This is a genomic window from Actinoalloteichus sp. AHMU CJ021, assembly GCF_002895405.1.
GTDB classification, from domain to species: Bacteria; Actinomycetota; Actinomycetes; order Mycobacteriales; family Pseudonocardiaceae; genus Actinoalloteichus_B; species Actinoalloteichus_B caeruleus.
Window position 1 is genome coordinate 6,055,737 of sequence record NZ_CP025990.1, and the last position, 22,857, is coordinate 6,078,593.

At 72.2% G+C, this 22,857-nt stretch carries 18 protein-coding genes; 2 read left to right on the plus strand and 16 right to left on the minus strand.

Translation table 11 applies throughout. The features are described from left to right. Window positions 1-193: 193 nt before the first annotated feature. The 4 genes from C1701_RS25365 to C1701_RS25380 all read right to left on the minus strand — a co-directional run bounded on the left by C1701_RS25365 (window position 194) and on the right by C1701_RS25380 (window position 3,591). A complete protein-coding gene (locus C1701_RS25365; protein ID WP_035292986.1) occupies window positions 194-550 on the minus strand; it encodes an ArsR/SmtB family transcription factor in 357 nt (118 codons plus the stop codon). Between the two features lie 445 nt (window positions 551-995). After that, on the minus strand, window positions 996-1,559 hold the full coding sequence (locus C1701_RS25370) for a dihydrofolate reductase family protein (RefSeq protein WP_016700876.1): 564 nt from the start codon (window positions 1,557-1,559) through the stop codon (window positions 996-998). 242 nt (window positions 1,560-1,801) lie between these two features. Then, entirely contained in the window at window positions 1,802-2,473 is a 672-nt protein-coding gene (locus C1701_RS25375) for a response regulator (protein WP_016700877.1), read from the minus strand. Continuing rightward, complete coding sequence (locus C1701_RS25380; protein WP_337661957.1) at window positions 2,470-3,591, minus strand: sensor histidine kinase; 1,122 nt, start codon at window positions 3,589-3,591, stop codon at window positions 2,470-2,472. The genes C1701_RS25375 and C1701_RS25380 overlap by 4 nt, the downstream gene beginning before the upstream one ends. A gap of 204 nt (window positions 3,592-3,795) precedes the next feature. On the opposite strand from C1701_RS25380, the gene C1701_RS25385 reads away from it, so the two are divergent. Continuing rightward, window positions 3,796-4,335: a hypothetical protein gene (locus tag C1701_RS25385; RefSeq protein WP_337661958.1), complete on the plus strand. Its 540-nt coding sequence runs from the start codon at window positions 3,796-3,798 to the stop codon at window positions 4,333-4,335. Window positions 4,336-4,559: 224 nt separating this feature from the next. Here the strand turns inward: C1701_RS25385 and C1701_RS25390 are convergent, their stop codons facing one another. The 9 genes from C1701_RS25390 to C1701_RS25425 all read right to left on the minus strand — a co-directional run bounded on the left by C1701_RS25390 (window position 4,560) and on the right by C1701_RS25425 (window position 16,807). Further along, complete coding sequence (locus C1701_RS25390) at window positions 4,560-5,201, minus strand: class I SAM-dependent methyltransferase (RefSeq protein WP_103056770.1); 642 nt, start codon at window positions 5,199-5,201, stop codon at window positions 4,560-4,562. A 138-nt stretch (window positions 5,202-5,339) separates the two neighbouring features. After that, the gene (locus C1701_RS25395) at window positions 5,340-7,067 is read right to left on the minus strand and encodes a family 20 glycosylhydrolase (protein WP_417853704.1); all 1,728 of its coding nucleotides are present in this window, start codon (window positions 7,065-7,067) and stop codon (window positions 5,340-5,342) included. 480 nt (window positions 7,068-7,547) lie between these two features. Next, the gene (locus tag C1701_RS25400; RefSeq protein ID WP_337661959.1) at window positions 7,548-8,921 is read right to left on the minus strand and encodes a glycosyltransferase family 2 protein; all 1,374 of its coding nucleotides are present in this window, start codon (window positions 8,919-8,921) and stop codon (window positions 7,548-7,550) included. 12 nt (window positions 8,922-8,933) lie between these two features. Next, a complete protein-coding gene (locus C1701_RS27890) occupies window positions 8,934-9,131 on the minus strand; it encodes a hypothetical protein (protein ID WP_156038844.1) in 198 nt (65 codons plus the stop codon). A gap of 413 nt (window positions 9,132-9,544) precedes the next feature. After that, window positions 9,545-11,425: an ABC transporter ATP-binding protein gene (locus C1701_RS25405; RefSeq protein WP_103056771.1), complete on the minus strand. Its 1,881-nt coding sequence runs from the start codon at window positions 11,423-11,425 to the stop codon at window positions 9,545-9,547. Next, entirely contained in the window at window positions 11,422-12,315 is an 894-nt protein-coding gene (locus tag C1701_RS25410; protein WP_026420330.1) for an ABC transporter permease, read from the minus strand. Before C1701_RS25410 ends, C1701_RS25405 begins: the two co-directional genes overlap by 4 nt. Then, the gene (locus C1701_RS25415; protein WP_026420329.1) at window positions 12,312-13,265 is read right to left on the minus strand and encodes an ABC transporter permease; all 954 of its coding nucleotides are present in this window, start codon (window positions 13,263-13,265) and stop codon (window positions 12,312-12,314) included. The genes C1701_RS25410 and C1701_RS25415 overlap by 4 nt, the downstream gene beginning before the upstream one ends. A 1-nt stretch (window position 13,266) precedes the next feature. Then, window positions 13,267-14,913 (minus strand): ABC transporter substrate-binding protein, encoded by a 1,647-nt coding sequence (locus tag C1701_RS25420; protein ID WP_026420328.1) that lies wholly within the window; start codon window positions 14,911-14,913, stop codon window positions 13,267-13,269. Window positions 14,914-15,010: 97 nt separating this feature from the next. Beyond that, the gene (locus C1701_RS25425) at window positions 15,011-16,807 is read right to left on the minus strand and encodes a gamma-glutamyltransferase family protein (RefSeq protein ID WP_103056772.1); all 1,797 of its coding nucleotides are present in this window, start codon (window positions 16,805-16,807) and stop codon (window positions 15,011-15,013) included. Window positions 16,808-17,344: 537 nt separating this feature from the next. Here C1701_RS25425 and C1701_RS25430 point away from each other — a divergent pair. Beyond that, the gene (locus C1701_RS25430) at window positions 17,345-18,070 is read left to right on the plus strand and encodes a FadR/GntR family transcriptional regulator (protein WP_103056773.1); all 726 of its coding nucleotides are present in this window, start codon (window positions 17,345-17,347) and stop codon (window positions 18,068-18,070) included. 450 nt (window positions 18,071-18,520) lie between these two features. Here the strand turns inward: C1701_RS25430 and C1701_RS25435 are convergent, their stop codons facing one another. From C1701_RS25435 to C1701_RS25445, 3 genes are all read right to left on the minus strand, one after another. Next, the gene (locus C1701_RS25435; protein WP_103056774.1) at window positions 18,521-19,336 is read right to left on the minus strand and encodes an alpha/beta fold hydrolase; all 816 of its coding nucleotides are present in this window, start codon (window positions 19,334-19,336) and stop codon (window positions 18,521-18,523) included. A 94-nt stretch (window positions 19,337-19,430) separates the two neighbouring features. Beyond that, the gene (locus C1701_RS25440) at window positions 19,431-20,768 is read right to left on the minus strand and encodes an aspartate aminotransferase family protein (protein ID WP_103056775.1); all 1,338 of its coding nucleotides are present in this window, start codon (window positions 20,766-20,768) and stop codon (window positions 19,431-19,433) included. Window positions 20,769-20,829: 61 nt separating this feature from the next. Then, the gene (locus C1701_RS25445; protein WP_103056776.1) at window positions 20,830-22,221 is read right to left on the minus strand and encodes an aldehyde dehydrogenase family protein; all 1,392 of its coding nucleotides are present in this window, start codon (window positions 22,219-22,221) and stop codon (window positions 20,830-20,832) included. Window positions 22,222-22,857: the final 636 nt, after the last annotated feature.

Genomic DNA, 22,857 nt, shown 5'->3' on the forward strand with positions numbered 1-22,857 from the left:
GAACCCGCGACGAACCTGCCGGACAACAGGGGGCCGGCCACGGCGTAGGCACCGGTGAAGGCGGTGACCCCCAGACCGATGGCGCCGACGGTGGCGGTGAGCGAGTCGGCGATCTGGGGCAGCACCCCGGCCAGGACGTAGGCGTCGATCCCGAGCGACACGGCCGCGACGACCAGCGGCCACACCGTGCCGATCACCTGGTCCCGTCCTCGTCCTCGTGGTCGCCGGGGACGTGGTGGGGGTCGTACCCGGCGAGGACGATGCCGACCAGCCCGGGGAAGCGCTCCTCGAGATCCCGTTCCCGCAGCCGGATCATGCACTTGCGCCCTTCGGCGCGGACGTGGACCACTCCGGACTCCCGCAGCAGGCTGGTGTGGTGGGTCAGGGTCGAGCGCGGCAGGTCCGGCCCCAGTTCCACGCTGTCCACCTCGCCCTCGGCGGCGAGTTTGCGCACCATCGCCAGTCGCAGCGGCTCGCTGAGCGCGAAGAGCACGCGTGGCAGCGCGATGTCCTGGCGGTCCGGATGTTCGTAGGTCCGGGACGGGCTCACGACCACACTCCAATCGTTCGAAAATTCTCGCACCATAATAGTGCGAGAATTTTCGAACGATCAAGCTTCGGTCGGGGGATTCCTCGGTCCCGCCGAGGCGGCGCGCGGCCGGGGGACGGTCCGGGGCCCGCCCGTCACTCCGAACCAGGTTCACCGTCCACGACGATCCGACGACACGGCGTCCCGACAGCCGAGCCGCCGTCGCGCCCCGGCCGGGTCAATGGCTCCTCCGAACGGTCGCCCCAGGCCCGTGTCCACCACCGACCGCCGCCTGACCGGACCAGGCAGCGGACCGCCTCGGCTGACCGTGCGCGGCCCCAACCCCACCCCCGGTGCGCCCCCACCCGACCCGAGCGCCTCTCCGGTCACCCCACCCGTGTCCCCCGCTCCCGGCCCGGGCACCGCCTGATGGGAACGGTCAGCTCCCGCTCCGCACCCGGCTGCCTCACCCGGCGGAGGGCTCGTAGCGCAGCGCGGTGATCCCGCAGTCGAACGGCTGGGCTGTGACCAGGCGCAGCCGTTGGTACTCGGCGAGCGGCGGGAAGACGGGAAGACCCGCGCCGATCGCCACCGGGTTGACCAACAGGTGCATCTCGTCGACGAGCCCACCCCCGATCAGGCCGGACACCAGCGTCGCGCCGCCGTAGGCGATCAGGTCGCCGCCCGGCTCGTCCTTCAACCGGTGCACGACGGCCGCGAGATCGCCACCGGCGATCACCGCGTTCTCCCACGGCGACTCGGTCAGGGTGTTGGAGACGACGGTCTTGGGAGTGTCGTTCATCCAGGCGACCGTCTCCTCGGTCTCGCCATCGGGGTTGGCGGCCCAGGTGGGGATGAAGCCCTCGGCGAGGTGGCGTCCGAGCATGATGTGGTCGACGGGTGCCATGAGGGTCTTCACGTAGTCGTTCAGATCCTCGCTCCAGGGCAACGTCATCCAGTCCATCTCGCCGTTCGGACCGGCCAGGTAGCCGTCAACGGTCGTCTGCACCTGAAGCTTGAGCCTGCGCACAACGGGGTCCTCTCATGAGTGGTGGGGCGGGAGGCCGCCGGCCGCGCGGAACGAACCTCCGGGAGGGCGCGACCGCCGGAGAGCCCGCGGGATGAGCCGGCTGGCCCGGCAGGGGGGCCGCCGGAAGCGCGAACGGCGACCAACCGCAGTGAACCAGCTCCCTACGACGGTTCCAGCGACCCAGGGCATCCGCGAGCAACGCGTCCCCCTCCTTTCCCCTGTTCCGGCGAACCAACCGGGGGTCAGCCGGAGATCCGACGGCCCGGCACCACCAGGCCCGACTCGTAGGCCAGCACCACCAGGCGGGCCCGGTCCCTCACCCCGACCTTCGTCATGATCCGACTGACGTGGGTCTTCGCGGTGAGGTGGCTGATCGTCAACTCCCGGGCGATCTCCGCGTTGGACAGGCCAGCGCCCACGAGTGCCAGGACCTGTCGTTCCCGCACCGTCAACCCGTCGAGTTCGGGTGGTGGGGCCGGGGTGGGCGGCCGGGCGGCGAACTCCTCGACCAGGCGCCGGGTGACCGATGGCGCGAGCACCGCGTCGCCCCGGTCGGCCACCCGCACCGCGTGGATCAACTCGGCCGGTTCGGAGTCCTTCACCAGGAATCCGCTGACACCGGCGCGGAGCGCGGAGAAGAGGTACTCGTCCAACGCGTAGTTGGTGAGGATCACGACGCTGACCGGGGCGAGCTCCGGATCCGCGATGATCCGCCGTGCCGCGCTGATCCCGTCCAGCAGGGGCATCCGGACATCGAGCAGGACCACGGACGGGCGGTGCCGCCTGGTCAGTTCGACGGCTTCCAACCCGTTGCCCGCCTGGGCCACCACCTCGATGTCCGGTTCCCGGTCGAGCAGGACCTGGAAGGCGCCCCGGATCAGCGGTTGGTCATCGGCGACCAACACCCTGATCACGGAGCCACCGGCAGGGTCACCGCCACCTGGTAACCGCCTTCGGGGCGGTGACAGGAGGTGAAGCGGCCACCGACGCCCTCGGCCCGTTCCCGCATCCCCGCCACCCCCGTGCCGTCCCGCCCTCCATCCCCACCGCTGCCATCGTCCACGACGGACAGGCGCAGCAGGGGCGGCCGCCAGTCCAGGGTGACCTCCACGTCGGCCGGGCCCGCGTGCCGGAGGACGTTGGTCAGCGCCTCCTGCACGATGCGGTAGGCGGCGCGGTCCACCTCGCCGTCGAGGGGAACGGGACTACCGGTCACCCTGGTGGTGACGGCGAGGCCGGCCGTCCGGGCCCGGGCGACCAGCGCCGGCAGGCGCCGCAGTCCGGGGGTGTCCTGGCCTGGCTCGGTGTGCCGGAGCACCCCCAGGGTCGCGCGCAGTTCTCGCATCGCCTCCCGGCTCGCCTCCCTGACGGCGCGCAACGCGTCCCGGGTCCGCTCGGGCTCCTTGTCGAGCAGGTGGCTCGCCATCCCCGCCTGGACACCGATGACCGAGATGCTGTGGGTGAGCGTGTCGTGGAGTTCCGCCGCGATCCACAACCTCTCCTCGTCGGCCCGCCGGACGGCGGTCTCCTCCCGGGTGCGTTCGGCCTCCGCCCGCCGCAGCTCGACCTCCGCGAGGTGGGCGCGGTGGTGGCGGACAAGCTCCCCGCTGGTGATCGCGGCGAGCAGGTAGCCGGTCATCCACAGGGATCCGGTGGCTACCTGGTCGGCGACGACGACCTCCACGACGAACACGGAGCCCGCGAGGGCGGACGCCGCCGCCCACCCGACCTCGCGGTGACCGAGCCCCACCGCCGTGTGGACCGCCACGAGCACCGGAGCGGCGGCGAACAGGGGCGGGTAGCCGCCCCAGAAGTAGCCGGCGGCGCAGAGGCAGGTCACGGCGGTCACGAGGACCGGCGCCCGACGACGCCAGGCGAGGGACAGGGCGGGCACCGCCAGGAGGACGAACGCGATCAGATCCGGCCGTTCGCCCTGCGGACCGGTCCGCCACAGGATCTCGGTGCCCACCGCGACCGCGCAGGTCAGGGCGACGGCCAGCACCACGTCAGTCGTCCACCCGCTCCGGATCACCGGCCGAGCATAGGGCCGAGGTGATCCGCGGCGCGTCCCTCGGACGAGGTGCCCGCCCCTACTCCGAGGGGAGTACGGGTGACGACGCCGGACCGCGCCAACCTCCCCGGGGAGGTCCCTTGAACCGTCCCGCCGGTGGACGTCCGGTGGAACGCCGACGACGAGACTCGACTCCGCCACCACGACCACCGGAGGGGGAACGGGATGACACGGGAACCGGCGGAGACGCGGCCACGGGGGTCCGGCGCGGTGCGCGACCCCCGGCTGCGAGCCGTCACGGCGTGGGCCTGCCTGGTCTTCACCATCGGCACCGGACTGCACAACTTCGTCGTGCTCGACGTGGACCTGATGGTGCGGACGATGGTGCTGGCCGGGGCGACCCCCGAACGGGCCTCGGCGGACGCCGGGGGTTTCCTGTCCGGCCTCCAACTGGTGGGAACGCTGTTCGTCCTCGGCAACGCCGTGGGAGTGCTGGCCCACTGGCTGGACCGGACGTGGCTGTTCTGGTTCGTGGTGGTGGTGGTGAACCTGGGGCAGGCCGCCGGCGTCGTACTCGTGCCGGTCGAGTCGTTGGAAGCCGCCTTCCAACTGTACGGACCGCTGGGGCTGGTCCCGACCGTGGTCACCGACGGGGGCGCCCTCGTGCTGGTCGCCGTGCTGGCGGTCTCCTACGCCAGGACCAGGGTCCCGTGGGGCCGACGTGTCCAGCCGGCACCCGGAAGGCGCGGCGCACCGCGCCGTTGATGCCCGGGTGGGGCGGACGGAGTGGCGGCGGCCCTCGGAGGCCGGACGGCGACGCCGCGCCAGGGTGGGAGGCCTGGCGCGGTGGCGCCCCGCCACTCGCTCGGATGCTGGGGCCGGGCGCCCGCCCCACCCCGCGTGGGGCCCTGGTCAGTGGTCAGCCGGCGCGTCGTCCGACCGCGACCGGGGCCTCCCCACTGATCGTCGTCCCAGCGCGGCCCCGGTCCTCATCGCCGCGCCGCCGGTGCGACGGCGTGGGCGAGGAAGACCGCCCGAGGTCGGTCACCCCCGAAGTCCCGCCCGCGCACGCGCACCTGGTCGAAGCCGCCCCGCGCCAGGATCTCGGCCGCCTGCCCCTCGTCGGAGGGCAACACCAGGTCGGGCGGCACCAGCCTGGCGAAATCGGGTGACGGGGTGAAGGACGCCGCCGCGGGCAGGGTGACCGCCAGGCACCCGCCCGGCCGCAGGACCCGCAGCCAGTCCCGGAACGCCGCCGCCCCCAGGAACTGGTAGGACGAGGCGCAGACGACCAGGTCGACGGTGCCGTCCCCGACGGGAGCGGGCACGGCGGGCGCCACCCGCCAGTCGATCCTGCCGGCGGGGTCGAGGGTGGTCGCCCGTTCCCGGGCCCGTCCCACCATGCGCGGGGAGATGTCGACGGCGAGGAGACGGGGCGGGCGCAGCAGGCGCAGGGCGGTGAACGCCGCCGCGCCCGTGCCCGTCGCGACGTCCAGCACCAGGTCGGGCGGGGGCGCGGCGGTTCCGGGGAGGTCGGTGAGGAGCAGTTCGGCCACGTGCTGGTGGTGGCCGTCCTCGTCGTAGGTCGCGGCGATTCGGTCGAAGGTCGTCGCGGGATCGGGTGCCTTCACCAGCGAGAGACTAGCGGGGCGCCCGGGACCGCTGTCCCTTGTGGTGGGCGCGGCGGCGGCGGTCCGGCCGCTCCTCGGGGAAGGAGGGCGACGCCCTCCCGGACGCCGCCCTCCCCGTGGTCACCCTGGTGAACCGTCTCAGCAGGAGCCCTCGTCCCGCCACACACCCCATTCACCGGTCGTCCCGGGCTGTTCGCCACGCGTCCACCACTTGGCGGTCCACTCACGACCCGCGTGCGAGACGACGTCCCCGGCGAGGTAGATCTCGGTGGCGGACCAGGCCGGCGCCGAGCACGTGCCCGGCGGGTGCTCGGCGTCAGGCCACGGGATCTGCGGGGAACGGTAGAAGTTCAGGTCCAGGACCTCCCAGTGCGCCGCCTGCCCGGCCAGGCGCAACCGGAAGTCGTCCCAGTCGCGCGCCTCGGCCTGGGTCCAGCCGACCTCGGCGACCGAGGGCAGCCGGGGGAAGGCCATGTACTCCATGTCGTCGGTGGTCACGATGGTCTCGGTGAACAGCGGTGACTCGACGCCCAGGATGGAGGACTCGCTCACTCCCTCGACGTGGGTTCCCGGATCCCACTCGTAGGTGTCGCGGACCTCCACGAACCCGGCCCACTGGAGCCCGAGTTGGGTGGTCGCGTCGTACTTGTGGTCGAGGTAGGTCTTGTTCGCCGGGGACATCAACACCTTGGCGCCCCGCTCGGCCGCGGCCCGCACTCCCTCGTGGCTGGTGCTGGTGCTCCAGAACTGGGGAACCGCGTCGGTGGGGATGTCGGTGTTGGCGATCTCGTGCCACCCCATCACCTGCTTGCCGTTCTCCTCCACGATGGGGATCACGCGGGACATGAACAGCGCGTAGTCCTCGTCGGTGGTGGCGTCGGCCTCGTCCCCGCCGATGTGGATGTAGGGGCCGGGGGTCAGTTCGGCGAGCTCCCGGATCACGTCGGCGACGAACTCGTAGGTCAGCGGCAGGTCGACGCACAGCGAGCTGTAGCCGACCTCGATGTCGGTGCGCAGCGGTGGGGCGATGCCGTCGCAGTTCAGTTCGGCGTAGGAGGCGAGCGCCGCGTTGGTGTGCCCCGGCATGTCGATCTCCGGCACGACGGTGATGTGCCGTTCGGCGGCGTACTCGACGATCTCGCGGTAGTCGTCCTTGGTGAAGTACCCGCCGGGGCCGCCGCCGACCTGGGTGCTGCCGCCGTAGGTGGTCAGCCTCGGCCAGCTGTCGATCTGGATCCGCCAGCCCTGGTCGTCGGTCAGGTGCAGGTGCAGGTGGTTGACCTTGTAGCGGGCTGCCTGGTCGATGTAGTGCTTGACGTGTTCGACCGGGTGGAAGTGCCGGGCGACGTCGAGCATCACGCTGCGGTGGCCGAACCTCGGGTAGTCGGTGATGCTGACGCCGGGCACGGTCCAGTCCGCGTCGGTGACGGTCGCGCTCTCCACCTCGGGCGGCAGGAGCTGGCGCAGGGTCTGCACCCCGGAGAACAGGCCGGCCGCGTGTTCGGCGCGGATGGTGACCCCGTCCGGGCTGGTGTCGAGCTGGTAGCCCTGCTCACCGACCACCGGGTCGGCATCCGCGAGCAGGAGCTGGATGCCGGAGGTGTCGGTGGGGGAGGCGTCGGAGACCGGCACGGGGTAGCCGGTGGAGCGGCGCAGGATCTCGGCCAGGTGCTCGCCGACCCGCCGCGCCTCGGCCGATCCGGCCTCGGTCCGGACGCCGGTGTCGGCGTCCAGCACGAACTCGGCGCCGCTCCGTTCCTCGACCGAGACGGGCAGGGGCACCAGGCTCGGTAACCCCTCGCGGGCGCCGGGCCCGTCGGGCTCGGCCGCCACTCCCCCGGCGGCACCCACCATCATGCCTCCCATCAGAACGACGCTGGCCGCCACGCCACGTGCCCGTCTCCATCGAGGGTTCCGCGTTGTCCGTTGTGTCACCGTGGTTCCTCCTCATCGGTCTGCGCCACGACAGGGGACGGCGGCGGAAGGGGGTGGCGGCCCGTCGTGCTGGCCGCGCCCACCACGCCGCCGAAACGGAACAGAGGTCTATACCATTCACAGAAGAACACTGGTCCCCGTGCCGTCAAGGCGTGTATTCCGATCAGCCGAACCCGACGGGCGGCCCCTCACCGCGGGTCACCGCCCCGGTCCCCCACCAGGCGGTTCCGCGTCGTGCCTTCGGCGTCATCGCGTCCGCCCCGGCGGCTGGGGCGCGGTCCTCCCAGGACGGGCGCGCCGGCCGCGCTCCCCCGTCGAGCACCCACCGTGCCGGTCGAGTGGCGAGCGGGCGTCGCGACGCTGTTCCGGGTCGTCACCCCACCGGCCCCCGGCCGGCGCGCACCGCGCGGCTCACCCGCCCGAGGCCCTGACCTCCACCGAGTCCCGGGTCCCCCACGAGCTGATCCGCCAACAGGTGGCGAGCGCGTACAGGTACATCGGCCGGAGCACCACGACCCGCCAGACGGCGACGAGGGGCGAGAGCACGAACAACCCGACGGTGAACCGCCAGGTGTCGTCCGACCGGCGAAGCGTGAACAGCCGCAGCGCCATCAGGTAGTGCATGACCAAGGCGATCACGAGGGTGATGAGCAGGACCTCACCGAGGCGGTCCTCCCGGGCCGCTCCGACGACGAGGGCCACGGGGATCAGCACGGACAGCGCGATGTGCAGGTACTCGGCGACGGTGGTCACGAACACGACACCCATCACGGGCATGTACCGCAGCCACCAGAAGTGCCGCACCGTGGTCCCCCGCATCCAGCGCATCTGCTGCCTGATGTAGTGCCGCAACCGTTCCGGCGCCAGGGTGAAGACGATGGCGGAGGGCTGGTGGACGGTGTCGCCCTCCAGCAGGGCGTACATCGTCAACATGGAGTCGTCGTTCATCTGCATCGGCCGGCCTCGGAACGTCTCGTTCTCGTAGACGCCGGCGTGGCGGCGGATCACGTCGGCCCGGTAGAAGGCCAGGGTGCCGGAGTTGATGGTGACCCGGCGGAGAACGGACTGCGCGCTGCGCAGGCCCCGGGTGAACGGCAGGTACAGCAGGCAGATCATCCTGGTCAACACGTTTGCCCTGGTGTTGAGGACGGCGACCAGGCCGGCGACGGACTTCACCCCGGGATCGGCGAAGGGTTTGAGGCCCTCCCGGACGGCGTGCGCGTCCAGCACGGAATCACTGTCCAGGGTGACGAAGATGTCCGCGTCGTCGTGGGCGAGGACGTGCATCTGCGCCCACCGCTTCCCCCGGTTCTCGGTCCGGTCCCAGCTGGCCTCGACTCCCCGGGCGGCCGCCTCGGCGAGGAAGCTCCGCCGGACCCTGCGGTAGGTCTGGCCACGCCCGGTGGCCGGGTCCATCGACCCGTCGTCCACGACCCGGATCCGGTCGACGGGCCGGCTCTGGTCCAACACCGATCGGAGGCAGGCGCGCAGCGCCGCCTCGTCCGCGTTGTAGACGGGGATCTGGACGGTGACCGTCAACTGGTCCAACTCGTGCTGCTGGTCGGCGGTGGCCCGGAACGGACGTTCGAACCAGGCCAGCGGAACCCACCAGAGCAGGAGGAACGAGATCAGCCAGGCGAATGTCAGCTGGTTGGTGGACGCGGAGAAGGCGTTCGTCACCGACACCAGGTGCGTCGTCGTCCAGACCACGAAGAAGACCAGTGGGGCGGCCGCCAGCAGCGTCCGGGCCCGCAACCCCACGAACGTCGCCGTCGGCGGCCGCATCGTCCCTCCCCGTCACGGGTCGGAGGGTGTCTTGCCTGGGCGGAACGCGAACCGGATGACCAGTGCCCCGGTCAGGACCAGGGCGAGGGCCAGCAGTACCAGCCAGAGCTGGCCGAGGACGACGCCACCGAGCGTCACCCCGGTTCCGGTGCCCGCCAACGATCCGTAGGGCATGGCTCCCCCTCGCGGGTCGGGTGCGCTGCCTGTCACCTGTTCACGCCTCTGTATAGCCGGGGCTCGCGATGACCGCACCCGTGACCGCGGCGGACCGCCACCGCTGGTCGAGGAGTTCCCTCGGGTATCAGCGGGCGGGCGGCGCGCACCTCGCGGGTGGGGCCGAACGCCGGGGAGCAGCCGGCGGGCAGGGCGGGAGGCGCATCCGCGACGGACGACGGCGCGGGGTCGCGCCTCGCCCCGACCGACCCCCGCTGACCCAGGGTTACCCCCCTTGTGGGTGCGTGTCGGCCTGGGCCGGTTCCGGGGGACCCAGCGAACCGCCACGCCCCACAGGCCCCAGCGACATCACCCGCCGCACGAGGTGCCGCCTCGACCTACCCGGCAAGGCGCTCGGCCCGGCGGGGCGGGCCCGTCTGGTGGCCGCCCCGCCGGTGCGCGTCGCAGCGTCAGGCGCGGGCCTCCCGCCGACGGCGCTGCTCGTCCGGGTCCGGCACCGGGGCGGCGGCGAGCAGTGCCCTGGTGTACTCGTGGCTCGGCTCGGCCAGCACCGCTCCGGTCGGCCCGGACTCGACGATCTCGCCGCGCCGCATCACGGCGACGTGACTGGTCAGCATCTCCACGACCGCCAGGTCGTGGCTGATGAACAGGCAGGCGAAGCCCAATCGCCGTTGCAGGTCGACGAAGAGCCGCAGCACGTTGGCCTGCACCGACACGTCCAGCGCACTGGTGGGCTCGTCGGCGATCAGCAGCTTGGGCTCCAGTGCCAGCGCCCGCGCGATGCTGACCCGCTGCCGCTGCCCGCCGGACAGTTCGTGCGGGTACCGGACGTGCATGTCGGCGCGCAGGGACACGCTCTCCAACAGCTCGGCCACCCGGTCCCGCAGCCCGGCCCCCCGGCTCACCCGGTGCATCCGCAGGGGTTCCGCGATGGACTCGCCGATCGTCATCCGAGGGTTCAGCGACGAGGCGGGATCCTGGAACACGATGCTGAAGTCGCGGCGCAGCGGACGCAGCCGCCGCGCCGACAGGGCGGTGATGTCGTGCCCGGCGACCCGCACGGTGCCCGAGGTCGGCCGCTGCAGGCCGGCGGCGCACCGCCCGACCGTGGACTTGCCCGACCCCGACTCCCCGACGAGCCCGACCACCTCGCCGGCGCCCACGGTCACCGACACCTCGCGCACCGCCCGCACCTGGTGGTACTCGACGACCAGGTCCCGCAGTTCCAGTGCCGGCGGGACGTCCACCACGTCGGCGGTGGCGGCCCGCCCGCCGGCGCGGGGCGTGGTCACCACCGGAGCTCCGCGCCGGGTCGGCGGGGTAGCCGCGTCCTCGTGGGCCACCTCGGGCTCGCCCGTGCCGGGCTCGGCCACCCCGGGCTCGACCACCTGGGGTGAGGGCTCCGTCCCACCGCTCGCCGGCTCCGGTGCGGCCGGGGAGGGCCGCTCCGCACCGGTGGCGGTGTCCGCGCCCGCCGCCCCCGGGCCGTCCGACCTCGGTCGCCCGAGGTGGGGGACGGCGGCGAGGAGGGTGGCGGTGTACTCGTGCCGTGGTGCGGTGAGGACCTGACGGACGTCACCCCGTTCGACGACCTGCCCGTCCCGCATCACCACCACCCGGTCGGCGATGTCGGCGACGACGCCCATGTCGTGGGTGATCAGGACGATCGCGGTACCCAGCCGCCGGCACAGGTCACGCAGCAGGTCCAGGATCTCGGCCTGCACGGTGACGTCCAGGGCGGTGGTGGGTTCGTCGGCGACCAGCACCCTCGGGTCGCACGCCACCGCCATCGCGATCATGACCCGCTGCCGCTGCCCGCCGGACATCTGGTGGGGGTAGGAGTCGAGGCGACGGGCCGCCTCGGGGATGCCGACGAGTTCCAGGAGTTCCCTGGACCGTTCCCGGGCCGCCGCCCGCGACAGCCCACGGTGCTCGCGCAGCACCTCCCCCAACTGCCACCCCACGGTGAACACCGGGTTCAACGAGGTCATCGGCTCCTGGAAGATCATGGCGATCTCGTTGCCCCGGAGCGCCCGCAACCGCCGCTCGGGCATCCCGACCAGCTCCTCGCCGGCGAGGGTCGCCGAACCCGTGACGGTGGCGCTCGGCGGGAGCAGCCCCAGCAGCGACATCGCGCTGACGCTCTTGCCGGAACCCGACTCCCCCACGACGGCGAGGACCTCACCGGGGCGGACGTCGAAACCGACACCCGTGGTGGCCCGCACGGGCCCGTCCTCGGTGCGGAAACCGACGGAGAGGTCGGTCAGCCGCAGCACCGGCTCCACCTCGGCCGCCTCCTCGTGGGCGGTTCCACTGGCTGTCGTGCTCATCGGCGGTGTCCCTTCGGATCCAGTGCGTCGCGCAACCCGTCGCCGAGCAGGTTGAACGCCAGCGTGGCCGCGACGATCACCAGGCCGGGGAACAGGGCGAGCCAGGGTGCCTGCGCGAAGAACGGCTGGGCGCTGGAGAGCATCACGCCCAGCGACGGTGTCGGCGGCTGGACACCCAGGCCCAGGAACGACAGCACGGCCTCGCCGAGGATCGCCGCCGGGATGCCCACCGTCACCTGGATGAGCAGGGCGTTGACCGAGTTGGGCAGGATGTGCCGGAACAGGATCACGCCGTCGTGGGCGCCGCCCGCGACGGCGGCGTCGATGTAGTTCTCGTTGGCCAGCCGCAACGTCTCCCCCCGCATCACCCGGATGATGTTGGGAACCTGCGACACCCCGATCGCGATCGCCGCGTTCAGCAGCGAGGGTCCCAGGATCGCGGCCAGGCCGACCGCCAGCACCAGGAACGGGAAGGCCAACATCGTGTCGGTCAGCCGGGAGACCACGGGATCGACGAAGCGGCGGTAGTAGCCGGCGGCCAGTCCGAGCGGAACCGCCACGACGACGGCGAGCAGGACCGCGAGGACCCCGACGAACAGGGAGGACCGCAGTCCGAACAGGACGCGGGACAGCTGGTCCCGGCCGAACTCGTCGGTGCCCAACCAGGCCGCCGCCGACGGCTGCTCCCGGAGGCGGTCGAAGTCGACCGCGGCCGGGTCGGCCGGTGCGAGCAGCGGAGCGAGGGCCGCGGCGAGCACCAGCAGGACCACCAGGACCAGGCCGACCATGCCGGCGGGGTTCCGGCGCAGCCTGCGCAGCGCACGGCGACGCTGGCTCCTGCCGGCTCCGGCGCCGGAGGTCGGGGTCCCGGCGTGGACGTCGGTCGTCATCGTGCGCCTCCCTGCACCCGGATCCGCGGGTCGACCACCGAATACAGCAGGTCGACGACGAGGTTCACCAGGATGTATCCGACGGCGGTGACCATCACGGTCGCCTGGATCACCGGGAAGTCCCGGGTGAAGACGGACTCGACCATGAGCCGCCCGAAGCCGGGCAACACGAAGATCTGCTCGGTCACCACTGTTCCCGAGATCAGCGCGCCGAGTTGCAGGCCGAGGATCGTGAGCACGGTGATCAGGCTGTTCCGCAGCGCGTGGGCCACCACGCGGCGCGGGGTCATGCCCTTGGCCCGCGCGGTGCGGACGTAGTCCGAACTCAACGCCTCGATCATCGACGACCTGGTCTGCCGGAGGATGATCGCCGCGAGCCCGGTGCCGAGGACGATCGCGGGCATCACCATGCTGGCGAGGTTGCCGGCCGGGGACTCGAAGAACGGCACGTACCCGGAGGCCGGCAGCCACCCGAGTGCCACGGCGAAGACGAGGATTCCCATCAGACCCAACCAGAAGTTGGGCACCGAGAGCCCCAGCAGCGCGACCCCGTTGGCGAGCCAGTCGGTGGGCCGGCCCTGCCGCACGGCGGCGGCCACTCCGGCGAGCACCCCCACGAGCGCGGCGACGAGCAGGCTCAGCGCGGCCAGTTCGAGGGTCGCCGGCAGCCGGGTGAGGATGGTCTCCGACACCGGCATGCCGGTCCGGATCGACTCACCGAAGTCCCACCGCAGCATCTGACCGATCCAGGTGAGGTACTGCAGCGGCCAGGCCCGGTCGAAACCGTACTGCTCGTTGATGGCGGCCACGGTCTCCGGGGAGGGGTCGTCACCGGCCAGGAGCAGGGCCGGGTCACCCGGCATCGCCCGGACTCCGGCGAAGATCACCACGGAGACCAGGAACAGCGTCACCAGGGACTGGAGCAGCCGGTTCAGCAGGTAGCGTCCCATGTCACCCCTCACCGCCCTCGGCGACGAAACCGGCCTCCCGGAAACGCATCAACCCGTCCGGGTACACGCGGACACCGGCGAGGTCGGTGCTGTGCGCGGCGTAGAGCCGTTCCCGGTACAGGTAGATGATGTTGTTGAAGTCGCGCAGCCGAGGCACGAGTTCGGAGTACAGGTCCCGACGCCGCTCCGGATCGGTCTCCTCGGCGGCCTCGCGGATCAGCTCGTCGGTCTCCGGCGTGAAGTGGCCGCTGTAGTTGTTCGCGCCGCTGCGCACGTGGAACGACCCGATGTTGCCGTCGGGGTCGGGTCGACCGGACCAGCCGGAGATGTAGGTCTGGAAGTTCCCGGACTGGGCTTCGGCGATGCTGGCGGCGAACTCGGTGGGGCGGAGCCGGACCTGGAACCCGGCCTCGGCGGCCATCGCCTGGATGACCTGCCCGAGCCGCAGGGTGAGCGGTTCGTTGCTGATCATCAGTTCGACGGGGACGGGGGTCTGGACCCCCGCCTCGGCGAGCAGTTCCCTGGCCCGGTCCGGGTCGTGCTCCGGGCAGGCCTGCGTCTCCTCCGTGGCGAACTCGCTGGAGGGCGGGATGGGTCCGCAGGCGGGTTGGTGGAGCCCGCTGAACACGACCTCGTTGATGGTGTCGCGGTCCAACGACAGCGCCAGCGCCTGCCTCACCCTGGGGTCCTCGGCGAGCGGGCCCTCGACCTGGCCGGGTTCGGCGGTGTTGCCGTCGGTGTTCATCACGTTCACGCTCATGCCCATGTACTGGATGGAGGGCTGGTTGAGCAGTGTGAGGCCGTCCTCGTTGGACACCGCGGGCAGGTCGTCCGGGGAGACCTTCCACATCGCGTCGAGCTGGCCGGACCGCAGGTTCGCCAACCTGATGGTCGGGTCCGGGATGGGCCGGTAGACGATCCGGTCGAGGTTGACCAGGTCGGCGTCGTAGTAGTGCTCGCTGCGCTCCACGACGATCCGGTCCTGCGCCACCCGTTCGACGAAGTGGAAGGGTCCGACGCAGACGGGGGCCTGCCCGAAGTCCTCGCCGAGTTCGTCGAGGGCGGTCGGGGACAGGATCATGCCGGCGCGGTCGGCGAGCATCGAGGTGAGGGGCGCGTAGGGCCGGTGGAGCCGCAGCCGGACGGTGTCGGCGTCGACGACCTCGACGGAGCGGACGCTCTCCAGCTCGGTGGCCCGGCGGGACGCGGGCATCTCCCGGTGCCGGTCCAGGCTCCGCTTCACCGCGTGGGCGTCGAGTGCGGTGCCGTCGTTGAACAGCAGGTCGCGCCGCAGCGGGATGGTGACGTCGAGCCCGTCGTCGGAGATCTCGGGCAGGTCGGCCGCCAGTTGCGGGACGATCTCCAGGTTCTCCCCGACGTCGTAGAGCTTCTCGCAAACGCTCGTGTAGACCTGGCGACCGACGAGGGTGCTGGACAACGTGGGGTCGAGTGCGTCGGGGTCGGCGTCGAGCGCCACCGAGATCTCCCCGCCCTTCCGGACGGGCAGGTCGACTCCGCTGCGCTCCTCGTTGACGACCGTCTGCGGCTCGACCAGCGGAGCGCAGCCGCCGAGCACGAGTCCGGCCGTGGTGACGACCCCCAGGGTCCGCCATCGGCCGGGACGCCCGTTCGGGCTTGACCAGGGCACGCGCCCCTCACCTCACTTTCCGTTCCGTCGTTCGGCCCGTACCACCGGGGCGCCGGGGGCCACGGGCCGAACGTCCTGTCTGCCTGTTCTCCGGCGGTCAGCGCCCCACCGCGTAGCCCTGCATCCCCCGGGGGTTGCCACCGGCGAGCAGCACGCCGGTCTCCGGGTCCCGGGCCACGGCGCACAGCCGGCCCTCGGACCAGGGGCCGCCGACGGTGACGTCGTGGCCCCGTCGGCGGAGCTCGGCGATGGCCGCCTCACCGAGGCGGGACTCGACGGTGACGCTGCCGGGCCGCATCCCCCGGGGGTAGAAGGAGCTGGGGAAGCTGTCGGTGTGCCAGTTCGGGGCGTCGATGGCGCCCTGCAGGTCCAGCCCGCCCCGCACCGGCCGCCGCAGCGCGACGGCGAGGAAGAAGTGCAGGCTCCACTGGTCCTGCTGGTCGCCACCCGGCGTGCCGAAGGCCATGACCGGCACGTCGTCCCGCAGCGCGAGGGAGGGGGTGAGGGTGGTACGGGGGCGCCGCCCGGGGGTCAGGGAGTTGGGCAGCCCGGGTTCGAGCCACGCCATCTGGAGCCGGGTCCCGAGTGGGAACCCGAGGCTGGGGACGACCGGGTTGGACTGGAGCCAGCCGCCGCTCGGCGTCGCGGCGACCATGTTGCCCCACCGGTCGACGACGTCGAGGTGGCAGGTGTCGCCCCTGGTGACGCCGGTGTCGGCGACGGTGGGTTCCCCCACGCCCGCTCCGGCGTCGCCGGCGGCGACGTCGGGCACCCCGGCGGCGACCTTGCGCACGTGTTCGCCGAGGACCGGGCGTCGGCCGCCCGGGCTGCCGGGCCGCAGCTCGAACGAGGCGGTGTCCCCGACGAGGGCGCGGCGTTCGGCGTTGTACCCGGGCGAGAGGAGCTCGGCCAGGGGCACCTCCGCGGCATCCCCGTACCAGGCCTCGCGGTCGGCCATCGCGAGTTTGGTGCCCTCGACGAGCACGTGGTGGTAGTCGGGACCGTCATAGGTGAGGTCCTCGGGCAGCAGTGCCAGCTGCTGGAGGAAGGCGGGGCCCTGGCTCCAGGGACCGGCCTTGCACACGGTCCACCCGTTCCACTCGTGGGCGACGGGGTCCTCGTAGCCGACCTCGAAGGCGGCGAGGTCGGAGCCGGTCAGCGTCCCGCCGTGCCGTTCTCCGGAGCTGTCCATGGTGGGGGTGGCGGCCTGTTCGGCCAGCGCCTCGGCGATGAAGCCCTCCCGCCACACGCGGCGCGCCGCCTCGATCTGGGTTTCCCGCCCGGTGCCCGCCGCCTCCGATTCGGCCACCAGACGCCGCCAGGTCGACGCGAGGGCGGGGTTGCGCAGCAGTTCCCCGGGGCGGGGCGACCGTCCGCCCCGCAGGTAGACCTCCGCGGACGTCGTCCACTCGGTCTCGAAGAGCTCGCGGACCGTCTCGACGGTGGCGCCCACCCGGTCGACCGCGGGGTGGCCGTGCTCGGCGTAGCCGATCGCGTACTTCAGGACGTCGGCGAGGCTTCGGGTGCCGTGGTCCCGCAGCAGCACCATCCAGGCGTCGAAGGCGGCGGGCACGGCGGCCGCCAGGGGGCCCGTTCCCGGCACCAGGTCCAGCCCGAGGGACGTGTAGTGCTCGATGGTCGCGCCCTGGGGAGCGGGGCCCTGACCGGCGAGGACCTGAGGGCGCCCTCCGGCGGGCGCGAGGATGATCGGCACCTCACCCGCGGGGCCGTTGAGGTGTGGTTCGACGACGTGGAGCACGAAACCCGCCGCCACGGCGGCGTCGAAGGCGTTCCCGCCGTCCTCGAGCACGGCCATCGCGGAGGCCGAGGCGAGCCAGTGGGTCGAGGACACCATGCCGTGCGTGCCCTGCAGCGTCGGTCTCGTCGTGAACACCTGGTCGGCTCCTTCGTGGTGCGGGGGTGGGGGACGGCTGGTCCACCGGGTCGCGCGAACCCGTCCGGTCGGGGGCGGGGTCCGCGTCGTCGAGCATCGCCGGAACACCCCCGCCAAGAACAGGGGTGGGTTCGGGTGCCGCGGACGCTGGCGCCGGTGCCCGTCGGGTCGCGACGGCGTTGGTGCGCTGACGGCTCGGGTGGGGTGGCACCCGTCAGACGTCGTCGTCCGCCGTGTCGGACACCGTTCGCCTCCGGGTGGGCGGCGGGCGCGCCGTCCGGTCGGCGTCGCGGGCCACCGGAACCGTGCGCGGGGTCTCCGATCACGTGTTCCCACATCCCGTAGCGGACTCGACACCGACTGGATTGGTACATTGGTAGGACCAGTTGGCGAGCGAGCGTACTCCACTTCGGGGCGGTTCCGAAGAGCCAACAGCAGACGGATTACCGACCTGTCAGCGCCCTGTTACGGCGAGGTTGCGCCGCGCCGGGGGACGGTAGCGTCCGGCGCACCGGTCAACTCTGGGGGAGCGTGAGGATGGACTGGCACCGCCTGCGGCGCCCGAGCCTGTCGAGGCCGGACACCCTGGCCATCGACATCGAACGCCTGATCCTGACCGGAAGCCTCCGGCCGGGTGACCGGGTGCCGGCGGAGCGCGAACTGGCCGAGGCCCTGGGGGTGTCCCGGGGCTCGGTCCGCGAGGCGCTGCGGGACCTGGCCTCGCGGGGTCTGGTCGCGCGCCGGCCCGGTTCCGGCACCGTGGTCCTCGACCCGACGGCGAGCCGCTTCGGGGAGCTGCTGGCCTCGGGCCTGGACGCCGACCGGATCGAGCTGCTCCAGGTCATGGAGGTGCGGGCGTGCGTGGAGCCGCCGGTGGCGGCGCGGGCGGCGCTGCGGGCCACCCCGGCCAACGTCGCCCAGCTCGCGGGTCTGGTGGACGAGATGACCCGGGACCCCACGCCCGCGGGGTTCGCCGATCTCGACCGCACCTTCCACCGGGCGATCGCCCAGTACACGCACAACCCGCTGCTGGTGCGACTGCTGGACCGCGTCCACGAGATCACCGAGGCGAGCAGGGACGAGTCCCTCGTGTCGGCGGCGCGGCGCCGGTCCTCCATCGAGGAGCACCGGGAGATCCTGCGGGCGATCGAACGGCACGATCCGGAGGGCGCGAGCGCCGCCACCGCCGCCCACATCGACTCGGTGCTGCGCCGGATCACCGCCAACGCCGGGGATGCCGACCCGGTGCCGTCCGGCTCCTGACCGGCGAGGAGGTCGCACGGGGACGCGGGCGCCCTGCGCACCGCGCGGGTCCGACCGGTGACCGGTGTGGGTCACCGGCCCGTTCGTCGTCGGGACGCGTCACCGCCGCTGCGGTGGGGCGGACGCTCCGCCGCCTGCCCGGAAGACCCCGGGCGAGCGGGTGACCGTCCGCCGGCGGAACGGCGGCCGGATGTGGGTGGTGGGCCGGTGCGCCGTGGCCGGGTGGTGGTCGGAGCGCCCCGCACCGGTAGCGTTAGTTTCATTTGCCACTGAAGCGGCGAATTAGATTGATGGTTTCGGACCCCCTCCCCTGGGACGGCCCGCTCCAGCGCGTCCGGCCAGCGCGAACCGACCACCGCGTCCCGGCGCCCGGAACGCGCCGCGCGCGAGCCGCCCTGGGCGGGCAGCGGCGGCGGCGACGCCCTCGGTGGAGCGGCGCCGGGGAGCCGGTCAGCGCGGAGGGTGCTCGGCGAAGAACGAGACCAACTCGGCGTTGACCGCCTCCGGTCGCTCCAGGTACCCGTAGTGGCCGGAGTCGGCCAACTCGACGTACCGGGCGGCCGGAATGGCGTCGGCGACCTCCCGGCACAGGTGCGGCGGGAGGACGAGGTCGTCGGCGAAACCGATCACCAGCGTGGGCGTAATGATCGACCGGTAGGCGGCCAGCCGATCCGGGATGATGTCGAGGTCCAACTGCGCCCGGTAGCCCTTGGAGTGTTCGGCGGGCACCATCTCGAAGATGTCCAGCCAGTCCTGGCACTTCTGGTCGTCGTTCAGGGTTGCCGGTGAGAGCACCTGCATGGCGCGGATCGAGGCCGCGTAGCGGGCCGGCAGCTCGGCTCCGCTGTCGACCTGCTCCCGCTCGGCCAGGGCGGCGAACCGCCGCATGGCATCGGTGCGTCCTCGCGTCGCCATCAGCACCGCCTGGCTCGCCAGGTCGGCCCGGGTCACGAGGAGTTCCTGCACGACATGGGCTCCCATCGAGGTCCCCACCAGCCGGCAGGGCCCGAGCCGCAGGTGCTCGACGAGCCCGACGGTGTCGGCCACCAGGTCTTCGACGGTGAACCCGACCAGGTCCCGGGTGCTGGGCGAACTCCCCCGGTTGTCGAAGGTGATGACCCGGTAACCCGCCGCCACCAGGGCGGGCACCTGGTGCAGGTGCCACGCTCGCCCGCTGGAACCGGACCCCATGACGAGCACGACGGGCTCACCGTGGCCCACATCCTCGTACGGGACGCTGATGCCGTTGATGTCCGCGGTCGGCATGTCCTACCCCTGTCTGTCGTGATCTCGTCGGCGGGCGTGGGCTCGGTGGCGGCGGGTCGACGTGGCTGCGTCGACCGCTCGGTCGGTCGGGAGGTCAGCTCGTCAGGGCGTCGGTGACCGCGAGGGCGTCGTCGAGGGCCTTGAGCCCCAGCGCCAGCTCCTCCTCGCTGATCACCAGCGGCGGCGCGATGTGCAGCCTGTTCATGTTCACGAACGGCCAGACCCCGTTCTCCCGCACCGCCGCCGCCAGCTGGTTCATCGGGGCCGCGGCGACCCCGCTGGCGTTGAACGGCACGAGGGGCTCCCGCGTCTCCCTGTCCCGCACCAACTCCACCGCCCAGAACAGGCCTCGCCCGCGCACGTGCCCGACGGAGGGGTGGCGCTCGGCGAGCTCCCGCAGCGCCGGTTCGACGACCTCCGAGCCCAGGCGCCGCACCCGGCGCAGCAGGTCGGTCTCCTCGAACACCTCGATGGAGGCGACCCCGGCGGCGCAGGCGAGTGGATGACCCGAGTAGGTCAGTCCTCCCGGGTAGGCCCGGTCGGTGAACGTGCCGGCGATCCGCCGGGAGATGACCACGCCGCCCAGCGGGACGTAACCGGAGTTCACCCCCTTCGCGAAGGTGATCAGGTCGGGGACGACGTCCCAGGCGTCCACCGCGAACCACTCCCCGACCCGGCCGAACCCCACCATCACCTCGTCCGAGATGAGCAGGATGCCGTGCCGGTCGCAGAGTTCCCGCACTCCCGCCAGGTACCCCGGCGGGGGGACGAGCACGCCGTTGGTACCCACGACCGGTTCGAGCAGGACGGCGGCGACCGTGTCCGGCCCCTCGAACTGGATGACCTCGGCGAGGTGGCGGAGCGCGCGGTCGCTCTCCTCCTCCTCCGTGGTGGCGTGGAAGGCGGACCGGTAGAGGTGCGGGCCGAAGAAGCGGGCCACGCCGGGCACACCCGGCTCGTTCGCCCACCGCCTCGGGTCGCCGGTCAGCGTGATGGAACCGGCCGTCGCCCCGTGGTAGGAGCGGTAGGCGGAGAGGATTTTGTGGCGGCCGGTGTGCAGCCTGGCCATCCGCACCGCGTGCTCGACGGCCTCCGTGCCCCCGTTGGTGAAGAACACGGCGTCGAGGTCGCCCGGCGCGCGTTCCGCGATCAGGCGGGCCAGGGTGGACCGCGTCTCGTTGCCGAACTGCGGTGCCACGGTGCAGAGCCGCTCGGCCTGGTCCCGGATGGCGGCCACGAGCCGGGGGTGCCGGTGGCCGAGGTTCAGGTTGACCAGTTGGGAGGCGAAGTCCAGGTACCGGTTCCCGTCGTGGTCCCAGAACCAGCACCCCTCGCCCCCGGCGATGGACAGCGGGTTCACCGCCCCTTGCGCCGACCAGGAGTGGAAGACGTGGTCGCGCTCGGTGGCGAGGGTCTCGGCGGCGTCGCTCATGCCCTTGCGGCCCCTATCTCTCGGTGTCGTGGACGTCGGTGTCCGGCGTGAGGTGGTCCGGTCACGCCGGATACCGCTCCCAGTGTGCCCCGAAGATCATCCGCTCGTCCGGGACGGCCGGGGCGATGGGCCTGGAGACCGTCGTGTGGTTGAGGAAGTGGCGCCAGGTGACGTTGCCGGACACACTTCCGCCACCCCAGCTCCCGCTGGACAACGTCGTCGTGAACGGTACTCCGTTGTCGAAGCTGCCGGTGTTGGACATCGTGGACTGGTTCACCGCGACCCGGCAGGTTTCGATCTGCTCGGCGAGTCTGCGGACGCGGTCGTCACGGGAGCTGTGGATGCCGCAGCTGTGCCCCCGACCGCACCGGTGGAGGATGCTCCCGACGAGCCGGACCGCTTCGTCGAAGTCGCGGTAGGTCGCCACGGTGAGCAGCGGCGAGATCTTCTCGCGCAACACCGGACTGTCCCGCTCGGGGTCAGCGCAGGGCAGGACGAGCACGGTCACCTTGTCCGGCTCCTCGAGCCGGATCCCGGCCTCGCGGGCCAGCTCGGCCGGGGTTCGCCCGATCGCATCCCTGTTGAGGGTGTGGTCGTCCGGCCACAACAGGGTGCGGAGCGCACGGGCCTCGCCGTCGTCACACAGGTGGGCTCCACGTCCGGCGAGTTCGGCCCGGAACCGGTCGGCGACCTCGTGGTGGACGAGGACGTTGCTCTCGGAGGAGCAGGAGGTGCCGTTGTTGAACCCAGCCCCGCTGGCGATCAGCTCCGCCGCCGACGCCAGGTCCGCCGTCTCGTCGACGATCACCGTGGCGTTGCCCACTCCCGCGCCGATGGCGGGCGTGCCGCTCAGGTACGCGCGGCGAACCGTGCCGGCGCCGCCGACGGCCACGACGTAGTCCGCCGCTGCCATCAACTCCTCGGCCTGGGCGCGTCCCGGCTCCTCCAGGCACTGGACGAGGTCGACCGGGGCTCCGACCGCGGCGAGGGCGGCGCGCATGATCCCGACCGTCGCGAGGGAGGCGGAGCGCGCCCTCGGGTTGGGGCTGAAGACCACCGCGTTGCGGGTCTTGAGCATGGGGAGGGCGTTGCAGACGATGCCGGGGCTCGGGGCGGTGGCCGGGCTCGCCGCCGCGATGACGCCCAGCGGTTTGGCGATGCGCTGGAGCCCGAGTTCCGGCAGGTCCTCGACGAGCCCAACCGTGCGGACGCCGTGCAGGTCCCTCAGCACGCCGAGGACGCGCCGCCGCTGCATCAGGTACAGGTGTTCCGGATCGCCGAGCCGTGTCTCCTCGTGGCCGAGGGTGGCCAGTTGCCGGGCGTTGTCCTCGCGGTAGCAGTGCCAGCCCACGGCGACGACCGCCTCGTCCACGCGTTCCTGGCTCCAGAACGCGACCTCCGACTGGGCGGCTCGGGCGCGCCGGACGGTTTCCTGTACCACCTCGCTGATCATGTGCCTGATCTCCTACCCCTGCCGCGGGATCGCGATTTCCGGTGAACGCACACCCTTGCGTGGTTCCAGGGCGGTTCCGGCAACGCAACCTCCCGGCCAGGGGTGTCCAGTCAACGGTGGTCCAACCTATGCACGCGGGCGGGCGGGGAAAACCACCTTTGCCCTGATTGAAAAATCAGCTGGCGAGGGGTACCAGGAGAGCGGCGCGCCGCGCGTCGAACCGGACTGGTCCCACCGCGGCCGGGGAAGCCGTCGGCGGCGGTGGGCCTGGCGCCGGGGGCATCGGAGGTTCCTGCCTCCGGGTCCGGCGATCGGCGTGAGCAGCCGGTTCCAGTCGGAACCGGCGCGGTGGGGCATCCCGCCCCGGTCGCCGCTGACGCACGTCGGCGCGCTTGTGGTCGGGACTGGTCTCGTCGGCGGTTCCTCTCCCCGACGAGGATGCGACCAGGACGCGGCACCTCAACTTCGACTGTCGTCAAACCGGCTTGTCGACGGCGGTACCGGCCCCGTACGTTCCCGGGAAATCGCCTCGGTGGATGCCATTCCACCACACGGAATTTCTGCGGCCGGCCGGGGAAGTGCTTCTCCTGCCGACGGGTCCGCGGGACCGGAGGAGAGTCCGTGCACCACGAGCGC

What these genes read in the sequence shown, in the direction of transcription:
- C1701_RS25445 (WP_103056776.1), bottom strand. Translation starts at nt 22,221, where the DNA reads ATGATCAGCGAGGTGGTACAGGAAACCGTCCGGCGCGCCCGAGCCGCC.
- C1701_RS25440 (WP_103056775.1), bottom strand. Translation starts at nt 20,768, where the DNA reads ATGAGCGACGCCGCCGAGACCCTCGCCACCGAGCGCGACCACGTCTTC.
- C1701_RS25385 (WP_337661958.1), top strand. Translation starts at nt 3,796, where the DNA reads ATGACACGGGAACCGGCGGAGACGCGGCCACGGGGGTCCGGCGCGGTG.
- C1701_RS25405 (WP_103056771.1), bottom strand. Translation starts at nt 11,425, where the DNA reads ATGAGCACGACAGCCAGTGGAACCGCCCACGAGGAGGCGGCCGAGGTG.
- C1701_RS25415 (WP_026420329.1), bottom strand. Translation starts at nt 13,265, where the DNA reads ATGGGACGCTACCTGCTGAACCGGCTGCTCCAGTCCCTGGTGACGCTG.
- C1701_RS25410 (WP_026420330.1), bottom strand. Translation starts at nt 12,315, where the DNA reads ATGACGACCGACGTCCACGCCGGGACCCCGACCTCCGGCGCCGGAGCC.
- C1701_RS25395 (WP_417853704.1), bottom strand. Translation starts at nt 7,067, where the DNA reads ATGGGAGGCATGATGGTGGGTGCCGCCGGGGGAGTGGCGGCCGAGCCC.
- C1701_RS25430 (WP_103056773.1), top strand. Translation starts at nt 17,345, where the DNA reads ATGGACTGGCACCGCCTGCGGCGCCCGAGCCTGTCGAGGCCGGACACC.
- C1701_RS25435 (WP_103056774.1), bottom strand. Translation starts at nt 19,336, where the DNA reads ATGCCGACCGCGGACATCAACGGCATCAGCGTCCCGTACGAGGATGTG.
- C1701_RS25400 (WP_337661959.1), bottom strand. Translation starts at nt 8,921, where the DNA reads ATGCGGCCGCCGACGGCGACGTTCGTGGGGTTGCGGGCCCGGACGCTG.